The 12,722-nt window shown below is 42.5% G+C and carries 13 protein-coding genes and 1 pseudogene; all 14 read right to left on the reverse strand.

What is annotated here, in order from left to right; all coding sequences use genetic code 11:
- Positions 1-41: 41 nt before the first annotated feature.
- The 14 genes and pseudogenes from H8S00_RS03720 to H8S00_RS03785 all read right to left on the reverse strand — a co-directional run bounded on the left by H8S00_RS03720 (position 42) and on the right by H8S00_RS03785 (position 12,705).
- Complete coding sequence (locus H8S00_RS03720) at positions 42-944, reverse strand: conjugal transfer protein (RefSeq protein WP_025489605.1); 903 nt, start codon at positions 942-944, stop codon at positions 42-44.
- A 17-nt stretch (positions 945-961) separates the two neighbouring features.
- The gene (locus H8S00_RS03725; RefSeq protein WP_025489604.1) at positions 962-1,969 is read right to left on the reverse strand and encodes a bifunctional lytic transglycosylase/C40 family peptidase; all 1,008 of its coding nucleotides are present in this window, start codon (positions 1,967-1,969) and stop codon (positions 962-964) included.
- Positions 1,966-4,155, reverse strand: a complete 2,190-nt coding sequence (locus tag H8S00_RS03730) for a CD3337/EF1877 family mobilome membrane protein (protein ID WP_025489603.1) — start codon at positions 4,153-4,155, stop codon at positions 1,966-1,968. The genes H8S00_RS03725 and H8S00_RS03730 overlap by 4 nt, the downstream gene beginning before the upstream one ends.
- Entirely contained in the window at positions 4,155-6,605 is a 2,451-nt protein-coding gene (gene tcpF, locus H8S00_RS03735; protein ID WP_025489602.1) for a conjugal transfer ATPase TcpF, read from the reverse strand. Before tcpF ends, H8S00_RS03730 begins: the two co-directional genes overlap by 1 nt.
- Positions 6,583-6,981 (reverse strand): conjugal transfer protein, encoded by a 399-nt coding sequence (locus H8S00_RS03740; protein WP_003061368.1) that lies wholly within the window; start codon positions 6,979-6,981, stop codon positions 6,583-6,585. The genes tcpF and H8S00_RS03740 overlap by 23 nt, the downstream gene beginning before the upstream one ends.
- A gap of 108 nt (positions 6,982-7,089) precedes the next feature.
- Positions 7,090-7,593 carry an antirestriction protein ArdA gene (locus tag H8S00_RS03745; RefSeq protein WP_002323345.1) on the reverse strand — a complete coding sequence of 168 codons (504 nt, stop codon included), beginning with the start codon at positions 7,591-7,593 and terminating at the stop codon, positions 7,090-7,092.
- Positions 7,594-7,610: 17 nt separating this feature from the next.
- Positions 7,611-8,114, reverse strand: a complete 504-nt coding sequence (locus H8S00_RS03750) for an antirestriction protein ArdA (RefSeq protein WP_025489601.1) — start codon at positions 8,112-8,114, stop codon at positions 7,611-7,613.
- Positions 8,033-8,329, reverse strand: a complete 297-nt coding sequence (locus H8S00_RS03755) for a conjugal transfer protein (RefSeq protein WP_074038079.1) — start codon at positions 8,327-8,329, stop codon at positions 8,033-8,035. The genes H8S00_RS03750 and H8S00_RS03755 overlap by 82 nt, the downstream gene beginning before the upstream one ends.
- 88 nt (positions 8,330-8,417) lie before the next feature.
- Positions 8,418-9,044, reverse strand: coding sequence for an alpha/beta fold hydrolase (locus H8S00_RS03760; protein WP_022620533.1), 627 nt, complete (start codon positions 9,042-9,044; stop codon positions 8,418-8,420).
- Between the two features lie 70 nt (positions 9,045-9,114).
- Positions 9,115-9,336 (reverse strand): hypothetical protein, encoded by a 222-nt coding sequence (locus H8S00_RS03765; protein WP_002323342.1) that lies wholly within the window; start codon positions 9,334-9,336, stop codon positions 9,115-9,117.
- A pseudogene (locus H8S00_RS03770) lies at positions 9,337-9,450 on the reverse strand (DUF3789 domain-containing protein); the annotation flags it as partial.
- 33 nt (positions 9,451-9,483) lie between these two features.
- Complete coding sequence (gene mobT / locus H8S00_RS03775) at positions 9,484-10,680, reverse strand: MobT family relaxase (RefSeq protein ID WP_025489600.1); 1,197 nt, start codon at positions 10,678-10,680, stop codon at positions 9,484-9,486.
- A 149-nt stretch (positions 10,681-10,829) separates the two neighbouring features.
- On the reverse strand, positions 10,830-11,321 hold the full coding sequence (locus H8S00_RS03780; RefSeq protein WP_009905022.1) for a hypothetical protein: 492 nt from the start codon (positions 11,319-11,321) through the stop codon (positions 10,830-10,832).
- The gene (locus H8S00_RS03785) at positions 11,314-12,705 is read right to left on the reverse strand and encodes an FtsK/SpoIIIE domain-containing protein (RefSeq protein WP_004843351.1); all 1,392 of its coding nucleotides are present in this window, start codon (positions 12,703-12,705) and stop codon (positions 11,314-11,316) included. The genes H8S00_RS03780 and H8S00_RS03785 overlap by 8 nt, the downstream gene beginning before the upstream one ends.
- Positions 12,706-12,722: the final 17 nt, after the last annotated feature.

Consider the following 12,722-nt stretch of genomic DNA (forward strand, 5'->3'; position numbering starts at 1 on the left):
TTAGGCTTGCAAATCAATACAGAACTGCAAGCCTTTTTCTTTTATCCTACAATCTTCCAGTTGCTATCCTTATGTAGCACAAGCTCATACTGTGATACTTGTGTCGCCTTTGTCTGATTATCAAGGAATTTTACAGCTACTTTAACTTTCACATTATCCCCGTCCTTTGTAAAGATAGGGTTTACCAGTTCAGAATAAAGGTAGTCCCTGCCGATAGGCTCAATCACATTTCCAGATACATAGTAAGCAAGCTCTTTTTCTGTGGCTGTTGGATAGAGCTTAAAGAATGTTTCCAGAAATGCGGTAGCGTCATTTACCGTATCAGCGTCCACGCTTGCGTCTGCTTCTGGTGTCTTAGGCTCATAGTCTGATTTTTCGATTGCTGGTGCAAGAGTAGGGTTCTGAATGATTACCATATCCCCGTCAGCGTCTACATGGACTTTTACAGTATAAGTCGCTTTCACATTGCTTGTCTGTTCTCCCTCTTTTATCTGCTGATCTACTTCGTAGGTAGCAGAAAAAGTGTCCGTTCCCGATTGCTCGATATGCCACACAATCACATCTGTAACTGTGGAGCTGGTCGGTATATCCGTTCTGATTGTATCAACATTCAAGTCTTGCAATTCCTTTGTCAGATAACCGCTGATTGCCTGCGTCCTTGCTTCAATCGCTTCTTTGCTGTTACTCCATGTGTAATAAGACTTCGCAAAGTTCTTTACGAAATTTTCTATCCCGTTGGTGTCCTGCAAACGAAGTTCAATGATTTCTTTTTCATGGGTCGTGTGCTGGTCGATAGCCGTAAAATTCTTATACACCCCAAAGCTCACGCTTGCGATAAGCACCACCCACAACGCAATCACGGTTTTCTTATGTGTGCCTACCTTGACAGTACGCACCTTTTTTTCTTTGACATTTTCTGTCTGTTTCTTATTCTTCTTAAACATAATGTTATCCTCACTTTCTATTGTTTTACTCGTCCTGCACCGATTAAGTGCTGTTGCCAGTAACTATTATTTAGGTCTGCATATCCTATCGGATTTCCTGCGTGGTACATCTGCGTCGGCGAAACAAGAATACCGACATGTGTTACATAACTTCCAGCGTTATAGGTAGAATGGAAAAATACCAAGTCCCCAGCCTTTGCCTGCGAGAGTGGAAGATGTTGGGTGGCGTCATACTGTGCTTGTGCTGTTCTCGGTAAGGAAACACCAGCTTTTCCATAGCACCATTGCGTCAGCCCCGAACAGTCAAAGGAAGTGTTAGGATTGCTACCGCCATATACATACTTCCAGCCTTGATACTTCAATGCTTCATTCATTACTTTTTGTGCCAGTTCTCCCGATACCTGCGGAACAGTTAAATACTGATTGACTAATTCGACGTAAAATTGATTGCCATACTGATACCGCCAGCCCCCGTTCTTCGCAACGGCTATCGGGTTGGTGTAGGTTACTTTCTTTCCACCCGATTTTTCACGGGCGAAGCTCTCTGCAAGATTAAAGGTGTGTTTCTTTCCTTTTCCTGCCACATATCCCACATAGCCACCGCCATAGTTATAAGACTGTATCGCTACATTCAAATCGTCGATACCTTGATTTTTGCAGGAAGAAAGCAGGGACGCAAAATACTTACACCCCTGCTTGATTGAGCTTTCCGTATCTAAGGAATTAGGCGGTAAACCAAGACTTTCCGAACTCTGCATAACATCTTCTGCCGTACCGCCACTTTCTACTTGAATGATAGCCAATAGCACATTGACATACTCGGAAATACCGTATTCTCTGGCGTACTTTTCTACCATAGGCTGATGTTTCAAGACTTCTGCGGATAAGTTCATACCCGTAATGCCAGAAGAAAAATTGCTGTTCTCGTCGTCGCTGTCCGCACTAATCAAGACACCAAAGAAAAGCACCAGAGAAAAGAGGATAGGAAACAGAGTGCCAATGATAGCGATATGTTTCAGTTTCATTTTTTCTTCTGTCCTTTCTTCATCACAAGGTTACGAGTTTTCTCTGTTGTCTGCTGGTTCTTTTGGACGGTTTGCGTCTGCTGAACCTTTGTCCTGCGGTCTTTTGTGTAATTCTGGCGTGTTTCCTGCGATACCACTTTTTCTACATTCTGCCTATGTACTGGCTGTGCCGACTGGGTCGCTTTCTTATCAGAAGCACCAGAAGATAACGGACGCTCTTTGATAACATTTGTCTTGACTGGCTCACTTGCTTTTGAAGTGGTCGCTGTGGCAGGACGTTTGACTTCCTGCATTTTTTCCGCACTCGGCTTTGAAGCTGTGGCTGGTCGCTCATGGGGACGGGTAGCTCCCGTTGTCGCTGATCCGTCAGCCTTTCGCTGTGCCTGCCTTGCTTCTTGTGCCTTTTGAAGCTCCATACGCTTGTCAGCGATACTCTGTCTATGCTTTTCCTGCTTTTCCAAACGTCCCGTCTGTCTGGACTGCTGTTCCTGCACCATGCCACGCTTAAAGTCGGACACGCTGGACTTTGCCTTTTCCTTTGCGGAATACACCGCATAAGCGGTCTGTGTCGGCATATCCTTGATATTCTCTTTGACAGCATTTGCCTTGTCTTTCACTTTATTTTTCGTATCTAAGACAGCACCCACCTTTGAGCCTGCACGCTGTCCCATACTGGAAGTAGATGTATTGCCCCGACTGTCTTTTGTGGCTGTGTTCCTTGTCGGTTTTCTGTTTGAAATCGTGCTACCTGCCACCGCACCAGCAACACCGCCAGCAGTAACCGCACCAGCAAGCCGTCTTTCCATACGCCTAGCTCTATGTCGCATAAACAGATATGGTCTGCGGAATATCCTGCGTCCCATGTTTTGACTGTCGCCAGCGTTCAAAGAGAACATACTCATTAAATCGCCCAGCTTCATATAAATACCAGCGAAACATACTATCTGCAAGAACGCTACCATAAAGAACGGATAGTCCGTGGAGATGTTATAAAACATACTGGAAATGCTGAACGCCACCGTTACAATGAGCGTTATTCCTGCCCGTGTCATTATGGTATTAAACACCCTTACGATTGCCTGCTTCGCCATGCTTTCATAGCTCGGTATCATGGAAAGTAAAAAGCTGATAGGTAAAAACATTGCAAAGATAATAAAAAGTATCTGGCTAAATAACATCATGCCCGTAAGCAAGAATACAAATATCGTTATCCCTAAATTGAAGAACAGTAGGAAGAACACCATGCCTAAACGGTTCACGACCTGCGGTATCGTCAGATTGTTGTTGTCGTTATCTTCGATTTCTGTTTTCACGACTTCCTCTCTGGTTTTCCCGTCCTCGTCCTCTGGACTTGCCGATACAAGAGCTTCGACACGGTCTGCCCCGATTTCTTCTGTGTTGCTGTTACCGAATTGCAGAAGTAGCCACGGCTGTTCCACTTGAATAGAAAATAGGCTGTCCCGTATCAAGTCCACGCTGTCCTTGCCCTCGCTGTCGGAGTTGGGGAGCATGATTTTTGTTCCCAAGTCCAAAGAAGCGGTACTGATGTCTGATGAAAATTCATTTATCTTCTTGATGTAGTCGGGAGCGTAGGCAATAAACGAAGCGGACAGCACGAACACCACCACAAAGTTGATAACAGCGTGAAGTGCCTTGCTGGTTTCCCGTTTGATAAGTCCCGTATAAGCAACATACATTCCCACCACTAAGATAATGAGAAGCAGGAAACCAACATAGAAGCCCGTAGAAGAAAAGCCGTTCTCGGTTACACCTGCAAGGGTCTGTATGCTCTTTCCGATACTGTCTGCCATATCGTTAATAAAATCAAGTTTATAGGCTTCCTGCACCACATAGCCCGTGGCATTGCTTAAATAAAGGCTTATCGTCCAGACAAAGTTGGTAATGCAGTAAAGCCCGTACTGTACCGATTTTCCAATGCCGTCCAGCCAGTTCCACGGCAACCATGACCAGCTATTATCCACATAAAAATCAAGCTGGTAGTTGGAAAGGGGATATTTTGAGTAAAGATTTTCTGCGTTTATGGTATCGTCCACAAGCCCCGTCGCATGAGCCACCGTCCCCAAAAGTGAAAGCAGGATAAGGGAGAGTGCCACCACGAACAGAGCCATTTTGAGAAAGTGAAGTATCTTCCTTTTTGTGAACGCACCTTTTATCCTTTCTTTCATCACTCCACCTCATTTCTCTGTACGGGCGGTCTGGTATCAAAGGCGTGTAGCAGTTCTTCAAAAACTGGGTGTATCTGTACCACACCGACACGCCCGTATAAGTCCTGCAATAAGCATTGTCCGTTCTCCAAATCACGAAGCCGTTTCTGGTTGTTTTCATCGTCCTTGTCGATACCGAAAAATTCTAAGGTCTGTTTTATCTCGTTGATGTCAGTAGAACGGAAAGCGAATTTTAAGCCGATATTGTTTTTCAGACTTTCCTTTGCCACGTCCCCAGAAGATTGTGTAACGAAATAAACACCTGCCTGCATAGCTCGTCCAGCACGAACCAGCTTGTTAGAGAGCGTTTCTCCTTGTGCCACATTTAAGAACGCCCACGCTTCGTCCAAATCGACAATCTTAAAAATACTTCTGTCCGAATGGATAAAATCAAGGGCAAAGGTACTAATCACAATCAGCATAGATACCGACAATAATTCAATAGTCGTGTATTCTTCAAAGGTCGTGTCCTTATCTGGCAGTACAAGGTCGGCTACTTGAATGATATTGAGCTGGTTATCAAGGCTGATTGCATTTTCCACCGTACCGTCTGAAAACAGCAGATGTGCAAAGTCGTAGTCCGTGAAGCTGTCGATATGGTCTGCGATATTTCTTGATATGGGCGTATCTTCACGGCGTAGCTCGTCTATTACATGGAGCAAGCCCCGACTGTCGCTCTGGGTAACGGAACGAACCGCTTTTCGTAACACGGGGAATTTTTCGCCGTCCCTAGAGGAAATACCCGTAAGGAATGTCAAGATGTCGATTGCCAGACTTTCAGCGTCTTTTACATTCTTCATAATCACGAATGGGTCAAGAAGTCCTGCATTGTCTTTATCGCTGGTAAGATTTACGATATTGATTTCATGGGCGATTTCTGGAAGTGTTTCTCTCCAGTTGCCACGCTCGGCTTTGGGGTCTAAAATGACTGCTTGACCGCCAAACAACACCGAATAATACACCAGAAGATTGTTGCAGAACGACTTTCCACCGCCAAGCGAACCGACAAAAGCAGACGCTAAAGCGTTGGTAACTGTACCTTTTACGCCCTGCGAAGCTAAAGACGGTTGCAGGTACACATTTCTTCCCGTATCAACGGAATAGCCCATATAGATACCCGTAGTTTCCCCTAACTGCTGGGTCGCTCCAAAGCCAAGCCCTGCCAAGAAGTCTGATTTTACATACTGCACATAGTCATTGATATATCGCTTGCTGGCAGGTAAAAATTCAGAATGAAGCCCCAGCATATCCCCAGCAGGACGTACCAGCTTTACATTGAGGTCGTCGTAAAAGTCTTTGACTTCATCACAACGGCGTTTCAGCTCGTCAAGATCGGGTGCAGACACCCGTATAACGTAGCTTAACTTATACATACTTTCTTTTGTCTGGTCTAAGTCCGTTTCCAGCTCGTCCACGCTGTCTAAAGCGTCCACCACATTTGAGCTGGTTTCACCTCCTGCTTGATAAGCGTGATTGTCAAGGTCTTTCAATTCCTTTTTCTTGTTGCGTACGGTTGTTAATGCTTTTCGGTTCTCCACGATTTCTACATTCATAGAAGTATCAACGGGGAATGTGAATTGCTGTTGCTGGAAATAGAAGATTTCACTTGACGGAAAATCAAGCTCGCCGACAATCGCATTGACGGTAAAATAGGACACATAACTTTCCTTGTCCTCATGTTCCAAGCGTAAATACCGCTGGCTTTCTTCAATCACACACCTTGTCGGACGGATAAGGTCGTAGTATTTTATCAGCGTTTCTTTGTTCAATTTTTTTTTTGGTAGCTGGTACGCATAATCTTCATAAGCGATACCGTCCCTGCCGTAAAGATGTTCCATGAGATACCCAAAATCATTGATTTCCAAGCGACGCACCTTAAAGCGACGGGAGATTTTATTTTCCAGTAACTTTTCCATTTTCATGTAACGGTTGATTTCATCATTCGGCATGGAAACAAAATCATTCATCAGCGTATGGTTTACTTCATGGAGAAACTCTTTGAATGTCAGCCACGCCGATTTTTTGATGTTCTTCAGATTGAGCTGTTCTTCCGTAACCATGAGCTTAAAGCCAAGAAAAAAGCGGTAGTCCACTTGATTGTTCCCAATCATAGATACTAACGCTTCGGTCTGTTCGTCTATTTTCTGGTAGGCAACTTCCTTTAATTTTCCCGTTACCAGTTTCTTTGACTGCTCCTGCATACTTCGTATGGAGCTTTCTGTGGCAATCTGCAACGCATGAATTTTACCCTCACGGGACTGTGCGATTAGCTGTCGGAAACTGTCATGCACGATAAATTTCTGCTCTGCGGATAGAAAAGAATAGTTGTATGGTACCAGCTCATAATAGGCAAACACTTCATTGTCCTTGTTCCAGACAAGGTTATTGTCAATATATTTTATCGGGAACATAGTTCACACTCCTTACTGCCGTGATTGTTTCATTTAATATCTGCTTATGCAGTTTTACGGCTTTTCCTGCATAAGTGATTTTTGGTCGCAGGGCATAGGTTATCTGTGATTTCAAAAAGCTGTACGGCTTCTTTCCGTCAAAGGTTTTCTGCGACATGAACCAAGTGAGAGCAACGGGAATACCAAAGTATTTGAGAAATGCTCCCTCAATCATGGAAAGTGGGGGAATATCCCCAAACAGAATGATGATAAATTCCGTAATCACAAACCATGTAATCTGTGTAAAAGTAACGGGAAAGGGTAAGTTAAAGTCATTGATTGCATATAAGACTTTTTCCACGTTCCAGATACCCGTGTAGCTTTTAATCTTTTTCAAGTTCTTTCAGCTCCTTTCAAAATAGAAAAGGACAGCCATTTTCAGACTGTCCCTTAAAAGAGAAATACGCTGTCAGTAGCAACAATGCTTGTCGCTGATCTTCCAGCGTTAATATGGTATCTCGCACATACCTCGGCTTGTTTCAATAAAGCAACCGCCCATATCCAAATCTCGCCCGTAGGCTTCATAGTCAATGTAGTTCTGTAAGCTGGGTGGAATGTCGCCAAGTGCCTGCAATTCGTCTATGTAGTAGTAGGCAACGTCTGTCATGGTTTCACAGTCGGGATAATAATAAATATCGTCCTTGTGTTCCACGACTTCTTCCAGCGTCCCGTAGTGGCTGATAAATTCGTCCAGACACTCTACGATATAGTCGGGAAGTTCCTCTATCATTTCATACATCTCATTGAGTTCTTCAATGGAAACATACTCGCCAATCGCAATGGGGAAGTTGTCGGTATCATGGATTGCGTATTCCTCATACTGTTCATTCAAGCCGATTTTTTCTTTTACATCTTCCTCATCAATGGGAAACGTGAACCAAGCACCGACTAAATATCCCTCATTGTATTTGCCAAGATTAGCAATGTAAACCGCCATATCATCAATCATAACCACCACCTCATTTCCTACTCTGGCAGTTCAAAGATACCGTGTTCTGTTACTAAAAATTTCCCGTGTTCCTGCAAGTGAGAAGCATAGGCTTCAAAGTCAAAGTAATATTCTTGACAGTCCTCGGATAAATGCTTAAATGTCGGGTCGTTCATCAGCTTTTGCCTTGCAACATCTATCATGCTTTTGCAGTCAGGATAAACCGTAATCACGTTCCTGCAAATATAAAGTGCTTCTAAATTGTCATATACGGTCAGAAGTGATACATATTCTTCCTGCATATCACTTGAAAGCTGGCGGTACATAAAATCTAATTCGTTGAGCTGATACACGCTTGTATGTTCGTGAACTTCATCAGCATAAGGCAACACCTTTTCGATAATACAGTAATCCCCACTTTCTGCACCGATACCTAACTTTTCTTCAAACTCGGCAACATCTATCGGCAGGTCGAACCAGTATGATATTGTTTCTTCGTCAGTTGTTCCTCTCGTTTCCACCAGTACCCTTGTTTCCTGCATTGTTCCTCACGTCCTTTCTGTTGGTTCATCACATCTTTTAAGTTCTGGTATGAGATACCAAACACATATTTAGAAAAATCTTCTAACTGTCTTTCTTCATAGTCGGCAGGGTTCAGCCGTTTCATTTCATGCCACACCTTACGCTTGTAAGAGGGCAGGTCGGAAATGTATTCACAGCCGACTTTTGCCTGCATATCCTTAAAAATATCGTTCATTTCATCACTCCAATCTGAAATTTAGGTATGAAAAAAGCAGTCAATCCTAAGACTAACTGCTTTGTGTGTATGGATATGAAATTGTTTATCAGACATATTGTTTGAAAAATACATTTAACTTTTGCCCTAGTAGTGTTGGGTTATCTGTATTTACTTCATGTCCTGCATTTTCAATAATAGCTATTTCTGCGTTTTCTATCTGTTGTTGCAATTCTAAAGAAGCTTTTTTATTTATCTTATCCTTATCGCCACAGACAACAAGTACCGAACATGATATTTTTTTCAGTTCATGTTTAAAATTAAGTTCTGTCATAGATTTGCATAGATTGATAAAATCTGTTTTCTGAAAACCCATTTTTTCAAATGCTGAACAAGGCATAATACGGAATATCAGATTTTGCATTTTTAACAGATACTTTGGCATTTCATATTGTGTGCCTATTAACACTAATGAGTTCATTTTTTCTGGGTGTTCTATCGCATACTGCATAGCAAGAATACCACCTAAAGAAAGTCCACAAATATTTAGCGGTTCTTCAAACTGTTCACAGTATGTTTCCAATGTCCGATACAATGTATCATAACATGGTATTTTTCCAAAAAGCCAATCTGATAAATTAGGGCATAAAACTTCAAAATCATCATTGAATACTTTTACGGTATCACTCCAACTTTCAGAAGATTGTCCCAAACCGTGAAGCATTATATATTTCATTCCATCACTCCTAGATACTGTGTTTCATATCCACATTATAACATTCGCATATCAGCACCACAATAAAATTTTATGCACCGATAATCTTATTGAACAGCTCTAACAATACATCTTTCACACCGCCAGCGTTGAATACCAAACCGACAGCAATCAAGGCAACTACCAAGAAGCCGATAAGTTTTGAAAACTCACGCTTGAACCCTAAGTAGATACCGATAACCACAATCGCCATAAGCACTAAGCTCTGTGCGTTTGATAAAAACCATTGATACAAATTTTGTCCGAAATTCATTTAATTGTCCTCACTTTCTTCTAATTGTTTCATTTCATAGTCAGCTTCTTTGCCGACATTCAAAATACACATCAAGACTACGCCGATACCCATTCCCATAGATACCAGCAGGAAATCTTTTAATAATACCCACATTTTTTATCACTCCTAACTTTCCACCAAATCTTTTGCAGGGGTCGTCTGCTGTTTGATTATCATTTTATGCTTTTCTGTGAGCTTTGCCTGCTGTTCGATTGTTTCCATGTAGTCTGTACCGTTTCCTTTATCAATCTTTTTCAGCATTTTCAAGGTTGGTGCTACCTGCCTTTGTACCCAACGCAATGTGCGGTCTAAGGTGTAAGGCTCTGGCTTTGTCGTCAGCTTCAAGCTCTGTCTGTTATCGCCAATAAACCAAGCCCAGCGGTCATTGAGTTTCCATTCATTTTTTCGCTTGTCGGGTTCTTCATCAACAAACCGTACATACTGGTTGATGATAGAAAAGGCGGTCTGCTCTGCGTCATAATAGGTCAGCAAATCTCGTACTGCATAATAGGCACGTTCATTTCTAAGCCGTATCTCAAAACGGTTGATAATGTCGGCTTCTTCAAGCGGTGTCCCTAACTTGACGTACTGCTCATAGTCCTTTTCATAGATACAAAAATACACATCTGATTTCAGCGAACCAAGATAAAGGGTGCGTCCCATATATTCTCTGTCGTCCTCTCTATGCTTGATAAGCTCGCCCGACTGGTAAAACTTATAACTTCTGGACTTTCCGATATATTCCCGTTTTCTGCATTTTTCCGCAAGCTCTGGAATATCCAAAATGCCCGTATGGTCGTTGATAGCAAGGTCGATACGCTTCATCACGCCACCGTCTACGAGTGCGTCCATGAGAAAGTCATACCAGCTTCTTTGCTGTGCCAGCAGGTAACTTTCAAACTGCCTGCAACCACGCCCCTTTAACTCTAAAAGGACACCTTTTTCTTCGTCAGCCGACGTATAGATAAAGATGTCCCCTAAAGAGTAATGCTCCGTATAACTGTAATGTCCATAATCTTCATGGAGCATATAGTTGATATTCAGTTTTAATATGTCTTTGATGATATGCTGTATATCCAGCGTGGGAAAACGAATTTTCACATAATCAAACAGCATGGTAAGCGGTGCTTCTGGATTGAACCTTGCCAGTTCTTTATGCAGAGTTTCCAAAAGCTCCTTTGACGGCTTCATTTTTCCGCTTTCTATCTTATTGAGATATTCTCTTGTGATACCAGAAGCCACCGCCAGCCTGCCTTGTGAGATACCGTAAGCAATCCGTTTCTCCCGTAATTCTTTTATCCATTGTTCTTCATTCAGAACCATACCCCCAATCTGTAAAGTGTGAAGTTTTTTTAGGCGACTTCACAGCCGATTTTTGCTAGGAAACCATGCCAGAAGCCTTATGTTTCCTATGTTTTTTGTCTATTGTCTATTTGCAAACGTACCCCTCTGTTAGATACCGAGGGGTTTTATCAGCGGACGGGACAAGCCCCGTCCGCCAAGAACGGAACTTGCGGTTGAGAACCGCAAAACCCGTCCTTGTCGTCCGTGTCTGTGTCCTGCTGTGAACCTTGTATGCCCTCATAGATAACCGCAAAATCTATTCTTTCATCTGAAAGTGCTTCTTTCATTTCTTCAGACAGCCCTTTAAGAAATACATTACATTGCAGACAAGCCTTATCTAAAACTCGAAATCGAAAATAGATTATCCTGCTTTCAACGCAATGTCTACTTTCCAACCTCATTCTAAACTTATGAGGAATGTTGATTTTTTCACGAATAACATCATCAATGATTTTATCTATCCTTGAATGAAATCGCAGATTTGGATTGACAGAATAATCTAAAAAACAATCTAACATATATTTCCTGCAATCCGTTGTAAAAATATCTGTATTCAAGCACAAACAGAGGTAGTTTTTCTCTGTGGGTGCGTGATAAACATTTAATGTGTCCTTATTCAATCACATCTTCCTTTCCTTGTTGTTCTGGCATGACTTGTCTTTCTTGTGCAAGCCTGCCGATTGTTTGTAAAAAATCATGTCCTTTGGGGACTAAAGGCGTGTAAAATTCGCTTATCACGCTTGTTCCCATATCACAATAGCCACGCCCCTTGATACGCTTCTGGAAAAACTGCTTTTTCACATCTGAACCGAACAGCATACCGTAACCTAATTCGCTGATACGCCCAAGTCCCACACGGAAATTGAAGTTATCTCTGATACCGTCAGAGAAATACTTTGCGTCTGGACGCTGGCAGGCAACGATAAGGAAATAACCTGCTTGTCGTCCTAACATAACGATTTTCTTTAACTGGCTAAGCAAGCCCACGCTTTCCTTTGTCCCCAGCATTTCAAAAAATGCCACATATTCATCAAAGATAAGAAAGCAGGGTGGCAGTCCCAGATAGGCGTAGTTTTCGCCCGTCTTATAGTTCGGGTGTTGCTTCATTTCCTCACTTCGCTGTACCATTCCCTCATAAAAGGCATTGACACAATCAATCATTTCTTCTTTGGTGTGATACACATTTCCCATAACTGTCCCTAAGTCTGCAAGGTCAGCGTTCTTCGGGTCTAAGATGTAAAGGACAGCGTTGGTATGCAGTAAGGCTTCAATAAGCGTCAGCAGAAAATAAGTTTTACCGCCACCCGTTCCACCAGCAATCAGAGCGTGAGGGAGTGCGTCATATTCCCAGACAAGATTTTTCATCAGTTTCAGACAGCCGTTTTCTGCCCGTACTTCATCAATGGTAATGCGGTTCGCTATCATATCATAAAGCAGGGTATATTCAATATAGCCGTCATGCAGGGTCTTGTCGGTCAGCTCACAATATAAGCCACTTTCCAATTTATCCTCTAACCGTAAAAGCTGGTCTTGATATTTTCCCAGCGTAATTTCACAGCGGATATGAAGCAGTCCCTTTTCCATTTGATAATAAATCTTTGGAAACCAGACGATTTTTTCCCTTGATCTGCTTTGCAGGTCAGTAAAAAAACCGCTGTCTTGTACGGTATCGGCTTCATACCACTTATTTTCCAGTACCATTCTTGCCAGCTTTTGACGGTGCAGGAGCTTCTTGAAACTATCGTAACAGAAGTGGTAATACAGAAAAACGACCAATGCACAAACACCAGTCGCTATCAGTATAGTTATGAAGTTGTAAGGGGAAAGCGTCAAGCCGTTCTCTAACAAGCTGAAATGTTCCCAATCAGTACGCATGAGCTGTTTGATATTCAGTAGCAGGAGAACCGCCACGAATACAAACAGAAGCGTTCCTATGGAAAAGTGGTAGACAAGGTGCTTGTCGCTGGCTCTGATACGGTGTCCTTTGTTAAAAATCTTTTGCATAAATCAATCACTCCTTT

Origin of the sequence: Eubacterium segne (genome assembly GCF_014287775.1) — a bacterium.
GTDB classification, from domain to species: Bacteria; Bacillota; Clostridia; order Lachnospirales; family Lachnospiraceae; genus Eubacterium_G; species Eubacterium_G segne.